20 protein-coding genes are annotated in these 17,287 nt (G+C 60.1%); 7 read left to right on the top strand and 13 right to left on the bottom strand.

The annotated features are described in order from the left end of the window. Positions 1–32: 32 nt before the first annotated feature. From AC3RLQ_RS11890 to AC3RLQ_RS11880, 3 genes are all read left to right on the top strand, one after another. Complete coding sequence (locus AC3RLQ_RS11890) at positions 33–617, top strand: DUF417 family protein (RefSeq protein ID WP_493037307.1); 585 nt, start codon at positions 33–35, stop codon at positions 615–617. A 429-nt stretch (positions 618–1,046) separates the two neighbouring features. Continuing rightward, entirely contained in the window at positions 1,047–1,268 is a 222-nt protein-coding gene (locus AC3RLQ_RS11885; protein ID WP_493037305.1) for a hypothetical protein, read from the top strand. 34 nt (positions 1,269–1,302) lie between these two features. After that, a complete protein-coding gene (locus AC3RLQ_RS11880; protein ID WP_493037303.1) occupies positions 1,303–1,473 on the top strand; it encodes an HNH endonuclease in 171 nt (56 codons plus the stop codon). A 237-nt stretch (positions 1,474–1,710) separates the two neighbouring features. On the opposite strand, the gene cobA is transcribed toward AC3RLQ_RS11880, so the two are convergent. Continuing rightward, positions 1,711–3,237 (bottom strand): uroporphyrinogen-III C-methyltransferase, encoded by a 1,527-nt coding sequence (gene cobA / locus AC3RLQ_RS11875; RefSeq protein ID WP_493037301.1) that lies wholly within the window; start codon positions 3,235–3,237, stop codon positions 1,711–1,713. 101 nt (positions 3,238–3,338) lie between these two features. Between cobA and tilS the strand changes: the two genes are divergently transcribed. Continuing rightward, positions 3,339–4,310, top strand: a complete 972-nt coding sequence (gene tilS / locus AC3RLQ_RS11870; RefSeq protein WP_493037299.1) for a tRNA lysidine(34) synthetase TilS — start codon at positions 3,339–3,341, stop codon at positions 4,308–4,310. 201 nt (positions 4,311–4,511) lie between these two features. Here tilS and AC3RLQ_RS11865 read toward each other — a convergent pair whose 3' ends face one another. Further along, positions 4,512–5,747, bottom strand: coding sequence for a DUF1015 domain-containing protein (locus AC3RLQ_RS11865; RefSeq protein ID WP_493037297.1), 1,236 nt, complete (start codon positions 5,745–5,747; stop codon positions 4,512–4,514). A 123-nt stretch (positions 5,748–5,870) separates the two neighbouring features. Between AC3RLQ_RS11865 and AC3RLQ_RS11860 the strand changes: the two genes are divergently transcribed. Beyond that, positions 5,871–6,218: a hypothetical protein gene (locus AC3RLQ_RS11860; RefSeq protein WP_493037295.1), complete on the top strand. Its 348-nt coding sequence runs from the start codon at positions 5,871–5,873 to the stop codon at positions 6,216–6,218. Positions 6,219–6,245: 27 nt separating this feature from the next. On the opposite strand, the gene AC3RLQ_RS11855 is transcribed toward AC3RLQ_RS11860, so the two are convergent. Together AC3RLQ_RS11855 and AC3RLQ_RS11850 are read right to left on the bottom strand one after the other, a co-directional pair. Then, the gene (locus tag AC3RLQ_RS11855; RefSeq protein WP_493037293.1) at positions 6,246–7,721 is read right to left on the bottom strand and encodes a CbiX/SirB N-terminal domain-containing protein; all 1,476 of its coding nucleotides are present in this window, start codon (positions 7,719–7,721) and stop codon (positions 6,246–6,248) included. A 243-nt stretch (positions 7,722–7,964) separates the two neighbouring features. Beyond that, entirely contained in the window at positions 7,965–8,342 is a 378-nt protein-coding gene (locus AC3RLQ_RS11850) for a DciA family protein (protein ID WP_493037291.1), read from the bottom strand. Between the two features lie 105 nt (positions 8,343–8,447). Here AC3RLQ_RS11850 and AC3RLQ_RS11845 point away from each other — a divergent pair, with 105 nt between their 5' ends. Then, complete coding sequence (locus AC3RLQ_RS11845) at positions 8,448–9,575, top strand: Lrp/AsnC family transcriptional regulator (RefSeq protein WP_493037289.1); 1,128 nt, start codon at positions 8,448–8,450, stop codon at positions 9,573–9,575. A gap of 451 nt (positions 9,576–10,026) precedes the next feature. Here AC3RLQ_RS11845 and AC3RLQ_RS11840 read toward each other — a convergent pair whose 3' ends face one another. From AC3RLQ_RS11840 to AC3RLQ_RS11800, 9 genes are all read right to left on the bottom strand, one after another. Beyond that, positions 10,027–10,587, bottom strand: coding sequence for a GrpB family protein (locus AC3RLQ_RS11840; RefSeq protein WP_493037287.1), 561 nt, complete (start codon positions 10,585–10,587; stop codon positions 10,027–10,029). Positions 10,588–10,609: 22 nt separating this feature from the next. After that, positions 10,610–10,921, bottom strand: a complete 312-nt coding sequence (locus tag AC3RLQ_RS11835) for a hypothetical protein (RefSeq protein ID WP_493037285.1) — start codon at positions 10,919–10,921, stop codon at positions 10,610–10,612. Positions 10,922–10,941: 20 nt separating this feature from the next. Continuing rightward, positions 10,942–11,631: a hypothetical protein gene (locus tag AC3RLQ_RS11830; RefSeq protein WP_493037283.1), complete on the bottom strand. Its 690-nt coding sequence runs from the start codon at positions 11,629–11,631 to the stop codon at positions 10,942–10,944. A gap of 18 nt (positions 11,632–11,649) precedes the next feature. Further along, positions 11,650–12,132, bottom strand: coding sequence for a hypothetical protein (locus tag AC3RLQ_RS11825; protein WP_493037281.1), 483 nt, complete (start codon positions 12,130–12,132; stop codon positions 11,650–11,652). Between the two features lie 83 nt (positions 12,133–12,215). Then, entirely contained in the window at positions 12,216–12,638 is a 423-nt protein-coding gene (locus tag AC3RLQ_RS11820) for a hypothetical protein (protein ID WP_493037279.1), read from the bottom strand. Positions 12,639–12,821: 183 nt separating this feature from the next. Then, complete coding sequence (locus AC3RLQ_RS11815) at positions 12,822–13,580, bottom strand: COG4705 family protein (protein WP_493037277.1); 759 nt, start codon at positions 13,578–13,580, stop codon at positions 12,822–12,824. A gap of 706 nt (positions 13,581–14,286) precedes the next feature. Continuing rightward, the gene (locus AC3RLQ_RS11810) at positions 14,287–14,664 is read right to left on the bottom strand and encodes a hypothetical protein (RefSeq protein ID WP_493037275.1); all 378 of its coding nucleotides are present in this window, start codon (positions 14,662–14,664) and stop codon (positions 14,287–14,289) included. Between the two features lie 123 nt (positions 14,665–14,787). Then, positions 14,788–15,651: a sugar phosphate isomerase/epimerase family protein gene (locus tag AC3RLQ_RS11805; protein WP_422321318.1), complete on the bottom strand. Its 864-nt coding sequence runs from the start codon at positions 15,649–15,651 to the stop codon at positions 14,788–14,790. A 224-nt stretch (positions 15,652–15,875) separates the two neighbouring features. Further along, positions 15,876–16,499 carry a hypothetical protein gene (locus AC3RLQ_RS11800; RefSeq protein WP_493037273.1) on the bottom strand — a complete coding sequence of 208 codons (624 nt, stop codon included), beginning with the start codon at positions 16,497–16,499 and terminating at the stop codon, positions 15,876–15,878. 125 nt (positions 16,500–16,624) lie between these two features. On the opposite strand from AC3RLQ_RS11800, the gene AC3RLQ_RS11795 reads away from it, so the two are divergent. Next, entirely contained in the window at positions 16,625–17,254 is a 630-nt protein-coding gene (locus tag AC3RLQ_RS11795; RefSeq protein WP_493037271.1) for a PEP-CTERM sorting domain-containing protein, read from the top strand. Positions 17,255–17,287: the final 33 nt, after the last annotated feature.

Genomic DNA, 17,287 nt, shown 5'->3' with positions numbered 1-17,287 from the left:
TGCCGGCCCTGGGGTGACTTTAAGTCTCAGGCATGAATACCATTGCCAAACTTCTTCAACTTGCCGCACGGGCCGAACATCTGGGGGTGATCGTTACGCGGATCGGATTGATGGTTGTGCTGCTTTGGATCGGGGGGCTGAAGGCATTCAAGTATGAGGCGGATGGCATCGTGCCCTTCGTCGCAAACAGCCCGCTGATGGGCTTCTTTTACAAGTACCCGGCGCCGGAGTACAAAGGGCACATGAACGCCGAAGGTCAGCTGGTCCCGGCCAATCGGGAGTGGCATCGTGAGAACCGCACCTACCTCTTTGCTTATGGCCTCGGTGCGGTCATCGTCCTCTATGGGTTGATGCTCGGTCTTCATCCGTGGCGGCCGGAGATCGCCGCGCTGGGTGGCTTTCTGGTGGCGATCATGTCCCTCACAACGCTCAGCTTTCTCATCACGACGCCTGAGAACTGGGTGCCTGCTTTAGGAGACACCGAGCATGGCTTTCCCTATCTCAGCGGGCGCGGGCGTCTGGTCATCAAGGACATCATCATGCTGGGGGCCGGAATGGTGGTGATGGCGGACTCCGCACGAGCTTATCTTCGAAAAAAAGGACTCGCATATGAGTAATAAACCACGCGGCCAGTATGAGGTCATCGGCGGCGGGAAGACGCTGGCAGCCTAAACCGGGCCCAAAGGCGTCAAGACTGCCCTGATTGAGCGCAGCGCGGAGATGATTGGCGGCAGCTGCATCAATGTCGCGTGGCCGGCTCGCACCTCCTCATGGCCGTCGGTCAGCCCGAATACGGAAGAGCTGGATCTCGCCGCTGCGGGCTTCGAGACGAATGGGCAGGGATACATCACCGAGAACGCACGCTTGGAGACTTCGCCATGGGCGCGGCTTTGATCTGGGCTCTCCGCTCTACTTCCAAAACTTCTCAATCGCAGCGACGAGGCCGGGGATCGACATCGACCTTGAGACCGCGGGCCTTGATGGCGGCGCCGACTCGCTCACGAAAGCATTGCGAGATGATGCACATGCTTTAATATGTCCTCATCATGAGCCGAACTGTTCAACTCACGGTGCCGATGCCGACCAAGCTGGCCAAGCTGCGTTTTCCCAAGGCGCTGGATGCACGGCTGCAGTTTTTACTCGGTGAGCAAGGTCGAAAAGGCAGGCTCACCACTGGTGAGAAAAAGGAGGCCGAGGGGTTGGTGCAGATGGCCACGACCTTGTCGATTTTGAAACTGGGTGCTCAGGTTAAAGCGTTGAAGGACTGAGCGAACGTCCATCCCTGTCAGCCTGCGCAAGCGTGTGGCCCGCAGGGCAAAGCATCGCTGTGAATACTGCGGATTGTCGCAAATTGGTCAGGCGGCCACGTTTCATGTCGATCATGTAATACCGCAAGTGGCAGGAGGGATGTCCAACATGGAGAATCTTGCGCTGGCCTGCATCCACTGCTCATTGCGGAAAGGAGCGCGGTAGAATGCCCGTGATCCCCACAGCGGGCGCTCTGCGCGACTGTTTCATCCCCGTGAGCATTCCTGGAATCATCATTTTCGCTGGATGGGATTCCGCTTGAACGGCATAACGGCTATTGGCAGGGCTACAGTCGAGGCTTTGAATCTGAACAGCGACGAGCATCAGATCATTCGTACGTTCGAAAAAAGGCTGCGGAGACATCCGCCGCCTGGGCACCTGTGAAATTACCGAAAATCCGCCCTATTTCCAAAACTTCTCAATTGCTGCGACGAGGCCGGGGATGCTGTTTTCCTTGGCTTCGACATCGACCTTGAGGCCGCGGGCTTTGATGGCGGCGCTGGTGACGGGGCCGATGCTGGCGATCTTGATGCCTTCGGGGAGGGCGACTTTGAGATTGAGGAAATGCTCGACGGTGGAGGCGCTGGTGAAGGTGATCATGTCGGCGCCTTCTTCTTTGAGGCGGGCGAGGGCTTCGAGGTTGTCCTCGGTCTCGGCGACGGTGCGGTAGGCTTCGCATTCATCGACGATGGCGCCCATGCCGCTGAGTTCGTTGGCGATGACTTCGCGCGCTTCCTGGGCGCGGACCCAGAGCACCTTCACGTTGTCCATGTCCTGGTGGTCTTTGAAGGCTTTGACGAGGCCTTCGGCGACGTAGTTGCCTTTGTCGGGCATGAGATCGACGGCGAGGTGGCGGGCCTTCACCTTTTCGGCGGTGCCGGGTCCGATGCAGGCGATGCGCACGCCGCCGATGCTGCGGGCGTCGTTGTAGAGCTTGTCGAACATGGTGAAGAAGGCGTCCACGCCGTTCGGGCTGCTGAAGATGATCCAGTCGTAAGTGTGGCAGTCCTGCACGAGTTCGCCGAAGGAGAGCTGATCTTCCACGGGAGCGATGCGGATCGTGGGGATTTCGATGACGTTGGCTCCAAGGACGGAGAGCTGCTTGGTCAGCACGCTGGCCTGAGCGCGGGTGCGGGTGACGACGATCCTTTTGCCGAAGAGCGGACGGTCTTCAAACCAGTTCAGCTGCGGGCGCTCGGTGACGACGTCGCCGACGACGGCCACGGCGGGGGCTTTGAAGCCTGCGGCCTTCACCTTGGCGGCGATGTCGCTCAGGGTACCGACGAGGGTCTGCTGGTGGCTGTGCGTGGCCCAGCGCACGAGGGCGACGGGGGTTTCCGGATTGGCGCCGTGCTTGAGGAACTCGCGGGTGATTTCTTCGATGCGCTCCACGCCCATGAGGAAGACCTTGGTGCCGTCTGCCTGGGCGATCTTGGCGTAATTGAGAGATGTGTCCGGCTTCGTCGGGTCTTCGTGGCCGGTGAAGATGGTGAGCTGGGAGGCGTGGGAGCGATGCGTGACCGGGATGCCAGCGTAGGCAGGGCCAGCGATGGCGGAGGTGATGCCGGGGACGATTTCAAACTTCACGCCGGCTTCATGGAGCTCGGCAGCTTCTTCAGCCCCACGGCCAAAGAGTACGGGATCGCCGCCCTTGAGGCGCGTGACGGTCTTGCCTTCGGTGGTGAGCTTGACGATGAGTTTGTTGATTTCCTCCTGCGAAAGCGTGTGGTCGCCGGCCTTCTTGCCGACGTAGATGCTTGCGGCACCGTCCTTGGCGTAGCGCAGGTGCTCGGGGTTGCAGAGGTAGTCGTAAACGAGGACGTCAGCGGCCTCGATGCATTCCTTTCCCTTGAGCGTGAGAAGTCCGGGATCGCCGGGACCGGCGCCGACGAGGTAACAGATGCCAGGGGTGGTTTTCTTGGTGGCCATGGTGGGAAAGGGGCATGCAAGGTGTCGAAACCACGGCTTACTGCAAGGATGGATGACGGATTCCCATTTACTGAATGGTGGATGAGGTTAAATCGTTAAGGATGCCAACCGTGCCTGCCATCCTCTTAAATCTGCCTGCTGCCTGTGATCCTGCTGAACCGGTGCTGCTGGCTATTTCGGGCGGGAGGGACTCGGTGGCGCTGCTGCACCTGCTGCGGGAGGCGGGGTTCACCCAGCTGATTCTCTGCCATTTGAACCATGGTCTGCGCGGCAAGGAATCGATCGACGATGCGGCATTTGTGCGGCGTCAGGCGAAGAAACTGGGGCTGAAGTGCGAGATCGAGACGGAGGATGTGGCGGCGCTGGCGGAGAAAAGCCGTGTTTCGACGGAGACGGCGGCGCGTGAGGCACGGCATGCGTTTCTGCTGCGCATGGCGGAGAAATATGACGTGTGGGTCGCGCTGCTGGCACATCATGCGGAAGATCAGGCGGAGACGATTTTGGCGAATCTTTGCCGTGGCACGGGGCTGGCGGGGCTGGCGGGCATTCATGCGGTGCAGCGGCTGGACTCGGGCCTGCATCTGGTGCGCCCGCTGCTGCAAGCACGGCGCAGCGAGATCGATGCGTATCTGAAATCCAAGCGCTTCAAGTATCGGGAAGATTCGAGCAACACCTCCCCGAAGCATCGCCGGAACAGGGTGAGGCATGAGGCGCTGCCGCTGCTGAACGATATTTTTGCCCGTGACGTGGTGCCGCAGGTGCTACGGCTGGGCTCGCTGGCGGAGCAGGATGATGATGCGCTGCAGCGTCAGGCCCTGGCATTTCTGATGGCGGACGGGCAGGTGAAGGAGGATCGCTCGCTGGTGATCACGCCGGAGCTGCTGGCGCTGCATCCGGCGGTGTCGTCACGGGTGTTTGCCCTGTGGCTGCGGGAGGCGTGGGAGCTGCCGGGCATCGAGCATGATGTCATTGATGCAGCGATGGGCATGCTGGCGCCGGACGGTGCGGCGAAGATCAATCTGCCGGGGGACAGGCACCTGCGGCGCAAGGCGAAGCGGATGTGGGTGGAGTAGAGGCGTGGCTTTGAAGGAAAGCGTGCTTTCTCGGACGTAGGCTGGGTGTGTTTGGCGGGCAGAGTGCTCGTCATCAAACCAACTTTCCTCAGCCAAACCGCCCGGCTGCGAGGAAGTTCGTAAGCCATGGTGGTTGCGGCACGCTGTTGGACGGGCGGGCTGTCGCCACACCCATCCTACGAATGGCGTCGCGTCTGCGGCTCAGCCTTCCAGCGTGTGGACGAACAGGCCGCTGCGGAGCTTGGGCTCAAACCAGGTGCTCTTGGGGGGCATGATCTGGCCGACATCGGAGATGGCCATGAGCTGATCGACGGTGGTGGGGAACATGGAGAAGGCGACGGTGTGCTCCTTGGCGTTCACGAGTTTTTCCAGTTCAGCAGTGCCACGGATGCCGCCGATGAAGTCGATGCGCTTACTGGTGCGAGGGTCGTCGATGCCGAGGATGGGCTTGAGGAGGCGGTCCTGCAGGATGCTGACGTCAAGCTGGTCGATGGGGCTGGCGTCTTTGGCGGCCTCCCAGTTGAGCTCATACCACTGGTCCTTGAGGTACATGCAGCACTGGCCGGGCTTGGTGGGGGACTTGAGGGTGGTGGGCTTGATCGTGAAGACTTCACCGACCTTCTTGAGGAACTCCTCGCGGTCGTTGCAGTTGAGGTCTTTGACGGCGCGGTTGTAGGGCAGGATTTTGAGTTCGTTGCCGGGGAAGAGGACGCTGAGGAACCAGTTGTAGTTTTCCTCGCCGGTGTGGTTCGGATTGGCCTCGCGGCGGAGCTTGCTGACGCGGAAGGCGCTGGCGGCGCGGTGGTGGCCGTCTGCCACGTAGGCGCAGGGGACCTGGCTATCAAAGAGGCCGGTGAGGGACACGCAAAGGCCCAGGGAGAGGCGCCAGAGCTGATGACGCACGCCATCGGGGGCGGTGAAGTCGTTGATGGGCTTCTCGTCCTTCATGAAGCTTTCAATCAGGGCGCTGATGCCGGGACGCTGGCGGTAGGTGAGGAAAATGGGGCCGGTGTTGGCGTTGAGGGCATCGACGAGGTTGGTGCGGTCGTCCTCCTTGTCCTGGCGGGTCTTTTCGTGCTTCTTGATGATGTCTTTCTCGTAGTCCTCGGTGTGGCAGACGGTCACAAGGCCGGTCTGGCTGTGGCCGGCGATGACCTGACGGTAGAGGTACATGCAGGGCTTGGCCTCGCGCACCAGGATGCCGTCCTTCTGCAGGCGGTCGAAGTTCTCGCGGGCCTTGGCGTAAACAGGGGCGGAATAGGGGTCGATTTCGGGATCGAGATCGATTTCGGCGCGGTCCACATGCAGGAGGCTGAAGGGCTTGCCCTTGGCCAGGGCGGCGGCTTCCTCACGGTTTACCACGTCGTAAGGAACGGCGGCGACTTCGGGGGCGTTTTTCTGGGTGGGGACGAGACCTTTGAATGAGCGGATGCGCATGGGGCGGGATAGAGCGAGGGGGGGCGGTTGTCAATCCACACTCTTGGGTGGAATTGCTTCAAGATTCCAAACAATGGCAGACAAACAGGGGCCGTGTCTCAAGGGACTGGAAAAAGAACCTAGATGAGCTATGAATGGGCTGTGGACGAAGACCTGATGCTTTCAGATTCCGAAAAGCCGCGCTACCTGCTGCCGGAAGGCTGCAAGGACCTGAATGACGTGATTCGGCGGCAGGAGAAGCCTGCTTCTGTGACTGCTGCTGAGTCCATGCTGCCGGTCTGTGTTACGATCTCAGATTTTGTGACGGTGGGGGCTCTTGCCCACCTGCTGCAGGTGAAGCCGTACCGGCTGATTTGCGCATTGATCAAGTTCAAGAAATTCGCCTGTGCCACCTCCATCATCAGCTTTGCCACCGCTGCCAAAGTTTGTGCGTACTACGGTGTCGCGGTGCACAAGGCTGAGAATTTGTGAGCCGATGATTCGGGGATGTGCGCAGGTTCACACTGCACTCTTCGCTGCATTCGCCTCATGATTCTCCCGCGCCACTTTGCGTGCCGCTGACACCACGTGCGTGCAGGCTTCGATGCAGAGCAGGGGCATGGCGTTGGGGACGTGATTGGGCTGGGTTTTGGCGGCGGCGGCTCCGGCCATGGGCTGGGTGGCGGTGAGGGGCCAGAGGATGCGGCGGAGGCATTTGGTATTCGCGCAGGTCTTGCCGATGAGCGCGTGGGCCTGATCATCGGTGATGGTGTTGACGAAGCGGTACATGCCGGTCTGACGGCCAAGGAGATCGCGCAGGGGGACGGCGGTGAGTTTTTCCTGCTCAAGCGCACGCGCCATGCCGATGGCGGCGGGGTAGAAGAAATCGAGCGCTAGGCGCAGTTCGTCGAGGTCGGTGAGATCGAGACGCCACCCGCGATTCAAGGTTGGCGCGGAGTGCAGCGGGCGGAAGGTGCCGCATGCATCGTTCCGGGCGATGAAGAGGGCATCGTGCGCTTCGTGATGGACTTGCAGATCGTCTTTGCCGCGATCTGCGATGTGGCAGAGCGAGTAGGTGCCGTCGGGGTTGGTGGTGATGAGGATCTCGCCGATCTCATCGAGGCCGGAATTCAACCAGTAGGCGAGGGAGGATTTCACCTCGTCGTTGGGCATGCCCTTTTTGTTCTGCACCTGGTGCTTGGCGTCGAAGTCGTGCACCTGATCGAGGATGACGTCTGCCATGAGCGGCTCTATGCCGATGGCGCCGCTGTAGTAGATCTGGCGGCCCTGGAGCTGGTGCGGGTTTTGATGGAAGACACCGCTCTCGCTCAGCGCCTCGCCGACGTCCTCGCGCATGCCGAGGAGGACGGGGATGTCTTGAAAGCTGTGCAGGCCGTCGGCGATGAAGAAGGGGACGACGACGACATTCGGCGCGGTGGTGAGCGTGGCCCAGTCCTTCACAAAGGGGGCCTCCTCCATATACGCGTCGATGACTTCGGCGAAGCCGTAGTGGCCGCCGCGAATGAGGGCGACCTGATCCTGAATGGCCTTGGTGGAGTTTTCGTTCAGGCTGGTGCCGTGGCCGACGATGACGAGGCTGGTCTGATCACGCGGCACATGGGGGGCGACTTCATCGGCGCGCTGAATGAGCAGGCGCGTCATGTTCGGGTGGATGCCCACGGGATCGCAGTAGTGGATCGTTTTGCCGTCTCGCTGCGTGGTGGGGCCGTCGAGCCGCAGCTCACGCGGGAGGACCTGCTGGCAGAAGTAGCCTTCGCTGATGAAATTCGGGACGATGTAGATGACCTCGCTGTCCACCATCTCATACACCTCGCGCATATTCGGCTCCTCTTTCCAGAAGCAGCAGGCGACTTCACGGAAGAGGCTGCGGCGGCGGATGGAGTCGGCGTGCAGATGCGTCGGGGAGCTGGAGTCCGGGTTCGTGGTGGAACCGTGACCGACGATGATGAGGGCGGCGTGAGAGTAAGAGTTCAAGAAGAGATGAAGTGGTGTGTCTGGTTCGTCCTCGTCCTCCTACTCGAACTCGTCCTCGATCCTAAAGTACACGTAGGGTGAGGCGAGGCGGAGAAACTGAAAACTGGGAACTGAGAATTGAAAACTGAAAATTGAAGAGGGGATACGCGGAGTGATGGAGTGGTGCGATGCGAATGGCCCGTGATTACGTCACGGGAGGCGCGGTTGGAAACAATTCGTCATGCGAGTTTCCTCATTTCTCATTCACCCGTGGCGGAAGCGCAGGTCTTTGATCTTCGCATCGGGCAGCTTCTCCTGAAGGCGTTTGAGAATTTTCACTTTCTCCTGCATCAGCGCATGGTGGGCCGTGGGCTGGATGAGGCGGACGCTGAGGATGCCGCGCTCAAAGGTGTCCGGGCGGGTGAGTTTGAACAGGAACGCGCCGACGATCTCCTGCCATGCGGCGAGGATGTCCTCCAGCTTCACGCGGTTGGCCATGCCGGCCTTGGCCATGATCTGCGTGGCCAGGTCTCCCACTCTGAGCGTGGGCAGGTCCATCAGCGGCCCGTCCTCCACGCCGCGCCACGCCGTGATGAGGTTGTGGCGCCTGCGCATGGCGGCGGTGGGCTTGCGTTTGTCCATGGGCGCACCCTAGACGGCAATTGGCGGGTGCTAAATCGCAAATTTCAAATCTCGCATTTCCGGCGGGCCGCCGCTAAAGATGCCCTCCCCCCCCGACCAAACGCCATGTCCGCCGCCACTCTCCCCACCGACCATACCGACCCGATCAACGCGCAGATTCTCGCCGTGAGCGAGGACCGCATCAAGGGCTTCACCCCCACGCCGTTTCAGGACATTGCACAGCTGTGCGGCCTGCCGCTGGAGACGGTGGTGGAGCGCATCCAGGCGATGCTGAAGGCCGGGGTGATCCGCCGCGTGCGTCAGACCCTGCTGGCGAACAAGCTGGCCGAAGGCGCGCTGGTGGCCTGGAAGGTGCCCACGGAAAAGCTGGACGCCGCCTTTGAATTCCTCTTCAAGCAGGACCCCTTCAGCGGCCACGTGGTGCTGCGCTCCACGGACCGCGAGGTCAGCGGCAGCGACTACCGCCTGTGGACCACGCTGAAAGTGCCGCAGGGCTATGACATCAACCAGCATTGCGATGTGCTGGCGAGGCTGATCGGTGCGGAAAGCTACTACACCATGGAAGCGCACGGCATCTTCGCCCTGGGCGTTGGCCATGTGCGCCGCAAGACGCTGGAGCCCGGCGAGCGCGCCGAAGTGCCTGCCGTGATGATGACCACCAACATCGCTGAATTGGATGAGGAAGAGTGGAATGTGCTGCTGCATCTCAAGGGAGATCTGAGCGTGGACGAAGTGGGTCCCAATCCCTGGGAAGGCCGCGCCAAGGCTGCGGGTGTCTCGTTTGAGAAATTCTGTGAAGTCGCCAAGCAGCTCGACAAAAAAGGCGTCATCGGCCGCTTCTCCACCTTCCTGGAGCATGTGAAGCCCAGCTCCACCGGCGTGCGCGTCACGCGCTTCAATGCGCTCTTCCACTGGAAGGTGCCGAAGGGCATGGAAGAACGTGCAGGCGGCGAAGTGGGCCGCCACACCATCATGACCCACGCCTACTGGCGTGAAGGAGGTGAACGCTTTGCCAACGTGAACATCATGGGCGTCATCCACGGCACGGACAAGGAGATGGTGCTCGCTCACAAGGCCGCCATCGACAAGCACCTGGCTGAAGAAGGCATCCCGCTGGAATACACGAACGTGTTCTGGGGCGGCCGTAGCGAAATCAAGCCCAGCGAGATCTCACCGATCGTGTTCAAAGAATGGCACGCGAAGTGGAAGGATGTGGCGGGGCCGGTGGTGTGAGGCAGACTCACAGCCGCTGTTTGTTCATGCTCGCTTTCCTTTCTGGAATGGCGGGTACGAACTGATGGAGCCTTACTGTCAGACTTAATCTGGAAAGGTCAGTATCAGCCAAGCCATTCCGAGCGCGAAAACAGTGGTCATAAGGTTGATCACCACCGCAAACCCCAGAGTCCACGTTCTTGGTGGGGCAACCATTCGCATTCCAGAGATCAATAAACTCAGCAGAAGCAGGCAGGGGAGCACGAGCAGGAGAAGTGGGCCTATGAATTGATCACTGAAAAAGGAAAAGACCGTCTGCAGACTGAATAGGATCCAATAAAGCCCTGGTGCCGCCAAGAATATCACAGTGGGAATCAAGGTGATGTTAGCAGGTTGAGATTTCTTCGTGAGGGGCATTTGATGCTGGCTGATTGGATCAAGGAAGGGCTATGGGAAAGCTTCTCGATCTCGTTTACTCAATAGAAACGCCAGGTGCGGCTCGCGTGAGGATTTCCTCCACCACGGCGATCTTGGAGTTTGCATACGCGTTCATGTCCGGCCAGTCCTGCTGCGCGAGCCTGCGTTTGGCGGACTCGTAGAGCTGCCGGTCTTTGGAGTGGGTGCGCAGCCAGTCGCGAAACATTACATGTCGGGTGTGCTCCACGCAGCCGAGGGTGAAGACATGAATGTGAACGTCCAGGTCCGGCGTGCGGAGCATGCGGTGCTCATGCCAGTCCGGCTCACGCACGCGGAGGACGTAGCCTGCGGCCACCAGGGAATCCAGATAGGCGGCTTCGTTGGCGGAATCTGCGACGAGCACGTCGATGTCGATGATCGGTTTGGCGGCCAGTCCGGGAACGGAGGTGGAGCCCACATGGTCGATGATGAGCGCCTTGGAGCCCAGGGCCTGGGAGATGCACGCGGCATGATGGTCAAACTTCGCCGTCCAGCACGGGTCGTGATCCACGATCACGATCTCGCGCTTTTCGGAACCGCCGATCAGGACTTTGGCGCTTTCAGTATCGGTGGTCATTGGGAGTGCGTTGGTGGTCTGTTCAGTTCGGCTGTGGGAACGCCACTAACATCCATGTGAAGCTGAGCGCTAAAACGGTGGTCACAAGGTTGAGCATCACCGCGAAACCCAGAGTCCACGTCCTGGGAGGTGCCGCAATCAGTCGCATAACTGAGATCAATAAACTCAGGAGAAGCAGGCAGGGCAGCACCAGGAAGACAACTTCGGACAAGAATAGCTCTCCGAAGCCAGGGAAGACTGCCTGAAGACCCAATGCGATCCCATAGAGTACCGGTGCCGCAAAGAAGGCTGCGGTGGGAATCACGGTAATGCCAGCGGGTTGGGTGTTCTGCATCTGTGCTTAAATGGGTGAGTTCATTGATGTAGATCCTTCACCCAGATCAGGCCATACGTGAAGCCAAGTCCAAAGCTTTTCTCAACCAGGAAGACGTCGTAGTCGAGGCTTCCGACTCGGCCGGTGGCAAAGGAGCGTAGCATGCCCGAAACCCCGTAAAACTGTCCGAGGGTGCTGCGAGGCAGCTTGTGGCCTGCTTGGGGATGGGCCAGGACATCGAGTGCGGCATCCATATTGTCAGCGCATTGGAGGAGCCGGCGGCTGAGGGCGACGGAGATGGCAAAGGTGGTGCCATCACGAGCGCCGGCGGCATCGCGCTCGCGCTGATAGTCCGGCAGTGCGGTGCGCATTTCCGCCCAGGTCTGGGCCCGCACATTGAAGGCTGGCTGGTAGGCCGGGTCGAGTCCGGCATCACTCAAGGCGGCGGGCAGTGAGGGCGTCTTGAGCACGGCGCCGGCCGCCACGCGCTCCGGGTCGGCCAAGCCATTGAACGCTGCGACGAAGCCGCTGAAATCCCCGCACCCGTAGGCGGTGGTCGCCACCTCGCGCAGGTTTGATCCGCGCGGAATCGCGACGCTCACGCTGGCCGGGGCGGGGACGTCTTCCATTCTCACGGCAGGCAGCGGTGGGACGACGGCCTTGGGTGGCTTGGGGTTGCAACCGGGAGCCAGCAGGAGAAGCGAGAGGATGGGGAGCAGGAGGCGACGCATAACGTTCCGTGGCATTTTTCAGGAAGGAGGCCCCACATACTTGCCGCTGAATGAGATGCTGACACGACCGTCACGAGAGACAGTCGCTGAGATGGTGGCTGTATCGGAATGCTGATCGTATGTGAGGCTCCTGGCCGTACGAATTTCGCGTGCATGTCCATCCACCTCGGCCGCTGCCGAAATAACGTCTGGCTCGAATGTGTGAGTGGGTTCTCCGAGAGTGTTCCGCAGTTCGGTTTCGTTCGTGATGTTTTTCGTGAGCTGGTGAAGGCGGATGGCCTCCTGTGAAGAAATCACTGCGAACATTTGAGATCGAAGTGACTCGGGTGCGCGACCGGAGCAAAATGGACAGTGATAAATCCGCCACGAACTGCCATCTGCGGACTTCAGGTTGTACTCGTTGAGCTTCGGGTCGAACTCGATCGGGCAATGCTCGTCATGCGCGGCTCTTTCAAGCCAACGGCACTCGCAGAACGGCAGGTCATCGCGGGGCATGCTCATGTCTGCATGGATTTAGAGGAGGGTGTTTTATGACACCATGCGGCAGCTGCCAGTGAGAACACCGATGGGTGAAGTGGGATTGCTCACTTCTTCGGCTGCCTGGGAATGGCGATGGTGGCGGAGTAGTGCCCGGCGCCGTTGGGGGAATCGGCCAGATAGAGAATGAAGCCGCGAGTGGTGGGCTCCAGGGCCACGACGTCGCGGCCCTTGCGCTGGACGATGGTGGCATGGGGGAGGTCCAGGCTGGCAAACTCGGCCCACTGGGCCGGTGTCTTGCGCGGGTTGTTCCAGGGCTTGCCCTTGAAGGTCATGTCATCGGGCTCGGACCAGTGGAGGTGCGTCCATTTCACACCGTCTTGGGTGAAGGTGAACTTTTCGCTGCCGTCGATCTGTCCGGAGATCGTCAGGTATTCATAGGGATCCACCGGGGGCTTGGGGGCGGAGGAGCAACTGCTGAGGATGACGAGAAGGAACAGGGCAGAAGCAACAGCGGGCAGGGACTTCATGGGATGGGCGGAATCGTGCAGGGAGTGCTCTCCGAAGCTATCTTAAACAAGGTTGGGGTGTCCAACCTTTTTGGAACGCGATGGCAAAAGTGACTTTCATGCAGGGCTGCTTGGAAGTTCGACGGGACGTTTGATCAGGGGTGTCTTCTTGCTCCAAAAGCCGCTTGGTCGAGGTCAGTGTCCTCAATGGGACCGCTTCGCAGCTCTGTTTGGAAGGCAGACGATCAACACGACTGCCAGCCCGAGCAAGGCCGCAGAAGCGGAATAGCGGCTCAAGGCCAGGCCACCGTGATCGAGCGGTTTGTCGAGGAAGTCGCCGACGACTGCGCCCAAGGGGCGCGTGAGAATGAAAGCCGCCCAAAACAAGGCCGTGCGTGAGATCTTCGTCCACACATAGGCTGCAGCGACAAGGGCCAGCATCGTGCCAAACACGAGCGCGGCACCCGCGTAGCCGAGGTCAGCGGTGTCTGCCGTCCAATCTCCCAGCGCCGTGCCCAGAGTCTGGGAGAACATGATCGTCACCCAGTAAAACACTTCGGCTTTGGGCGAGCTCACAGTGTCCACGGCCACGGAACCCAGGGCGCGATGCCAGAGCCACAGGGACGCCATCAGCAGCGCCAACAGGATCAAGCTGCCACCGGCATACCCGATGCCGAGGGAGCGTGTGGAGAAATCTGCCAGCGTGGTGCCCACGGTGGTGGTGGCGATGATGGTGGCCCAGTAAAGCAACGGATGGAATTTCCTGGCGCGTATCTGGGCGAACACTGCAATCAGGAACAGGACGGCAAAGATGCCTGTGCTGAGGAAGTAGCCGAGATTCATCGACATCGAAACGGCATCTCCACCTGTCTCACCCAGCGTGGTGGCGAGGATTTTGATGATCCAGAAGACGAGGGTGACTTCCGGCACCTTGCTGAGAACGGTTGGTTTGTCTAAGATCATGGCCGGGATGCGTCTGCGCAAAGCCATCGGCTGCGGCAGGGCGCATGGTTGGGCCGTTTGTGAGTTGATGTTACGGCCTCAAGGAGCTTAGCCTCCAGCCGGAGGTGGTGGCCGCAGTTTGGCTCCAGTTTAAAACCGAGCGCCGGGGGGGCGGTGGTGTGAGCAGGCTGGCCGCCGCGCTCGCAGCGTCGCTCCAGCCTCACGCATAGGAGTGAGATGCCGGGGGGCGTCCTGTTTCATCCATCGCAGGCTGGGCTGGCAAATTCGGTTCCATGAGAACGTTCATGAGGAGGTCGCCGTCCTCAGCCGTGAGCCTGAGCTCCGATGGGAGCTTGCGCATCACTTGCATCGCTTCCTCAAGCAATCCCAGATCCACGTATCCCTCCATCATGTCACATTTCTGTTGGAGTTCCCCGAGAGTTATGGGGGTGGAGGGACCGGTGCTTTGCTGGTTGGGGCTGATCATGTCTTTTCCTTCGGATCACGCGCAAACAATGGACGTTTTATTTAGATTCAGCGGGAACTAAATTATTATAAAGGATCCATAAAGATCGGAGCATCGCTGCTAGAGCGCTTTTACGAGACAGTATGTCAGCAACTCGTGGTTGATCATGCAGTGAGAAGAGCGGAGGCGGGGCAGGGAGCCAATGCCCCCGGCCCGCGCCCCCGCTTTCATTCATTGCAGGCATTTTAGCTATGGAGGGTGTTATTTCTCAGACAGTTTGGCCAACTCGATCTCGATCTCTTTCTCCTTGATGAGATGATAAAGAAGATGGGCTCGGGATGCCAGGCCTGATGACTGGGGGGTAAGTTCGCCGCACTTCTGCCTGTAGTCTGCCAAGATCGCCCGCACTTCTTCGGTTTTTCCCTGGCTCAGGAGATTATCGCATTTTCTGATGAACTCGTCGAGACGCGCACTTTGTGCTCCTGTAGACGCAAACATTTCCAAGACTCGATACGCGAAGATGATCCCTGGAATGGCTAAGATGGCGAAAATCACTCTAAGGCGTCGCGAATGCGGAAGCGTCGGTAGGATAACCAGCAGTGTCAGAGCCAGGAAGAAGAGAGCGATGACAATTTCCATGTGCTTGTTCTGCTTGGGCTCTTGTTCCTATCGAATCAGGAAAGCCTTCGCGGATCAATCAAAAACGCCTTCCCCCTTTCAGGGGAAGGCGTCGAGTGAATCGAAAGATTCGTGTGGCCTAGCTTACGCCACGATCGGCTGCAGGTTGGCTTTGCACCATTCGCCGTTCTGCTTGGTCACGCCATCGGGGTCATCGACGGCGACGTGGGCTTCGTCTTCGCAGATGATCCAGCCGGAGTAATTGCGGGAGACGAGCCACTCGGTGATCTTGTGGAAGTCGAGCTTGCCGGTGCCCATCTGGGCCCAGGGCTCGGCGCCGTTGCCGGAGAAGTCCTTGTAATGGATGTGGTTCACCAGGTGCTGCCACTTGTTGAGGGTGGCGATGACGTCCATGCCGCCGCGGATGATGTGGCCCACGTCAGGGGTCCAGCCGGTGACTTTGGGGTCGAGGCTGCTGAGGACGACATCATAGTCTTCCTGGGTGCGTACGAGGGAGGCGGGCGGGGAGTTCGGGTGGTAAGAGGCCTTGATGCCGAGATCAGCGGCGCGCTGGGAGACGCGGTTGACGTTCTTGGCGATGTTGAGGCGGCGATTTTGCAGGTTGTCTTTGCGACCGCTTGGCAGAGTCACCGTGCCGAGCATGGAGCCGGGGAAGTGTTTGAGGAAATTGAGGGTGAAGTCGGCGGCTTCCTTTTCGTTCGGCGCTTCGGTTTCACCGTCCCAGGCGCAGACGAGGGCGAGGCCGGCGAGCTGCACGTTGTACTTCTGCAGCACGTCCTTGAGCTTGATGGGGTCGATGAAGTCACCGAGCCAGTACTTGGAGCAGCCGAGGGCGCTCTGGGAGATCTCCAGCACCATCGGCTCGATGCCGGTGAAGCCTGCTTCTGAGGCGACCTTGATCATGTGGTCGAGCTTGTTGTCGTAGCCTTTGCCGGTGCCCTGCATGAACCAGGTGTAGACTTCGGAACCGAATTGGATTTTGCCCATGGTGTGAGTGTGGTTGTGGGTTTGCTGTGGAGAAATCACGACGGTCAGTGCGACCGGTGGAGCGGCATTGGAGCGAACGAGCGTGAACTGTAAAGCGGCAAAATGCTGTGGGAGTCTACAGATCAGATCAACACCGCAGAGATGGGAACGCCGCAGAGTTCTTCTGAAACAACCTCTGCGGCGTTCCAGCCTCTGCGGTGTAAATCTCAATGTTTTCCAGGGAGCTACGGCTTCTCCGGGGGTGGGGGCAGGCCGGCGGGAATGGTGGGCTTGTCGCGGTCGCGGATGTCATGGGCGATTTCGGCGATGACGTTGGTGCTTTCACGGCGCTTCGTTTTGGTGAGCTTGAGCGGGATGCGCAGGCTGCCGCGTGAGAGGCCACTGCGGCGGCTGACGACGACTTCGGCATCCAGGACGATGTCGTGCTGCTTCTTGGCATCGAGGCTGACGTAGGGGCCGAGGAGGAGGCTGGCGCGGGTAGAGCCGGGGGGGTGGATGGGCTGGAATTCGGCCCGGCCGGCAAAGCCACGGGGCTCCATGGGGGCATTGAAGCCGTCCGCAGCGCTGAGGCGCATGCTTTTGACTTCAAACCACTGCTGATCCCCAGGCTGACCAAAGGCGTGCAGGCGCATCTGGTAGGGGCCGACTTCCGACACCAAGGCCCCGCCGACGACCATGGCGCTGAGGGCCACGCCGGATTCCGTGGCCTTGGGAATGAACTCCACCCGGAAGGCGCTGCCGCCTGCCGTGGGCGCCGGGGCGCTGGACTGGTAGTCGTAATGCGTGGTGAAGACGTGGACACAGGAGGGCAGCCAGAGGAGGGCCAGCAAGGAGAGCAGGGGACGCATGCGGGCCAAAATGCAGGGGCCGGAGGTGAGAAGCGAGCCTGAAGTGGGAAGAGCAGAAACTTCAGTTTAGGAAAACAATCACTACAATTGACAATATTAACAACGTTTAATATAATTACAATAACATGCCGGTTTCTCGCATTCTCGCCCTCCTCGCTGCTCTTGCCCTGCCTTTCGGCTCGGTGCAGGCGCTGACTTGGGACGAGACGATCAATGGGGACCTGTCTGGCGACGGCAATGCGCCGACGCTCATTGGCACCCTGGACTCGGGGGTCAATTTGTTTTCCGGCACCATGGGTTCGCTGGGGGGCACCGGGCCGCTGGATGCGGATGTGTGGAATTTCACCATCGCCGCAGGCTATTACCTGACGGGGATCAATCTGGTGGATTACTCGGCCCAGAGCGGCAGCCTGACGAACAACTCCTTCATGGCGATCGCCAATGGCGGATCGATCAACATGAGCGATCCCTCCAACCACCTGAGCAATGCGCTTTGGGGCTACGGACAGGATGGCTTTGGGAATACCTACGTCGATCTGCTGTCGCTGCTGGATCTCGGGCCGGAGTTTGGCGGTATCGGCTTTGACGGGCCGCTGCCTTCGGGAAACTACACGTTCTGGATTCAGGAGGGGGAAGACCAGATCAACTACGGCATTGAATTTGTGACCTCACCCGTGCCGGTGCCGGAGCCGGGCAGCCTGCTGCTGCTGGGGGTGGCGGGGCTGTGGTCGCTGCGTCGTCGTCGGCAGCGGTGAAAGGTTTGCAAAGCGGCGCGGCCGCAGCTAAGG

Source organism: Prosthecobacter sp. GW821-HT29F12 (assembly GCF_058803405.1).
Note: the sequence above shows the minus strand (reverse complement) of the source record. Positions and strands in the feature narration are given on the sequence as shown.

What these genes read in the sequence shown, in the direction of transcription:
- AC3RLQ_RS11815 (WP_493037277.1), bottom strand. Translation starts at nt 13,580, where the DNA reads ATGATCTTAGACAAACCAACCGTTCTCAGCAAGGTGCCGGAAGTCACC.
- AC3RLQ_RS11860 (WP_493037295.1), top strand. Translation starts at nt 5,871, where the DNA reads ATGAGCTATGAATGGGCTGTGGACGAAGACCTGATGCTTTCAGATTCC.
- AC3RLQ_RS11865 (WP_493037297.1), bottom strand. Translation starts at nt 5,747, where the DNA reads ATGCGCATCCGCTCATTCAAAGGTCTCGTCCCCACCCAGAAAAACGCC.
- AC3RLQ_RS11885 (WP_493037305.1), top strand. Translation starts at nt 1,047, where the DNA reads ATGAGCCGAACTGTTCAACTCACGGTGCCGATGCCGACCAAGCTGGCC.
- AC3RLQ_RS11850 (WP_493037291.1), bottom strand. Translation starts at nt 8,342, where the DNA reads ATGGACAAACGCAAGCCCACCGCCGCCATGCGCAGGCGCCACAACCTC.
- AC3RLQ_RS11810 (WP_493037275.1), bottom strand. Translation starts at nt 14,664, where the DNA reads ATGGAAATTGTCATCGCTCTCTTCTTCCTGGCTCTGACACTGCTGGTT.
- tilS (WP_493037299.1), top strand. Translation starts at nt 3,339, where the DNA reads ATGCCAACCGTGCCTGCCATCCTCTTAAATCTGCCTGCTGCCTGTGAT.
- AC3RLQ_RS11845 (WP_493037289.1), top strand. Translation starts at nt 8,448, where the DNA reads ATGTCCGCCGCCACTCTCCCCACCGACCATACCGACCCGATCAACGCG.
- AC3RLQ_RS11820 (WP_493037279.1), bottom strand. Translation starts at nt 12,638, where the DNA reads ATGAAGTCCCTGCCCGCTGTTGCTTCTGCCCTGTTCCTTCTCGTCATC.
- AC3RLQ_RS11795 (WP_493037271.1), top strand. Translation starts at nt 16,625, where the DNA reads ATGCCGGTTTCTCGCATTCTCGCCCTCCTCGCTGCTCTTGCCCTGCCT.
- AC3RLQ_RS11830 (WP_493037283.1), bottom strand. Translation starts at nt 11,631, where the DNA reads ATGCGTCGCCTCCTGCTCCCCATCCTCTCGCTTCTCCTGCTGGCTCCC.
- AC3RLQ_RS11800 (WP_493037273.1), bottom strand. Translation starts at nt 16,499, where the DNA reads ATGCGTCCCCTGCTCTCCTTGCTGGCCCTCCTCTGGCTGCCCTCCTGT.
- AC3RLQ_RS11890 (WP_493037307.1), top strand. Translation starts at nt 33, where the DNA reads ATGAATACCATTGCCAAACTTCTTCAACTTGCCGCACGGGCCGAACAT.
- AC3RLQ_RS11805 (WP_422321318.1), bottom strand. Translation starts at nt 15,651, where the DNA reads ATGGGCAAAATCCAATTCGGTTCCGAAGTCTACACCTGGTTCATGCAG.
- AC3RLQ_RS11835 (WP_493037285.1), bottom strand. Translation starts at nt 10,921, where the DNA reads ATGCAGAACACCCAACCCGCTGGCATTACCGTGATTCCCACCGCAGCC.
- AC3RLQ_RS11825 (WP_493037281.1), bottom strand. Translation starts at nt 12,132, where the DNA reads ATGAGCATGCCCCGCGATGACCTGCCGTTCTGCGAGTGCCGTTGGCTT.
- AC3RLQ_RS11840 (WP_493037287.1), bottom strand. Translation starts at nt 10,587, where the DNA reads ATGACCACCGATACTGAAAGCGCCAAAGTCCTGATCGGCGGTTCCGAA.
- cobA (WP_493037301.1), bottom strand. Translation starts at nt 3,237, where the DNA reads ATGGCCACCAAGAAAACCACCCCTGGCATCTGTTACCTCGTCGGCGCC.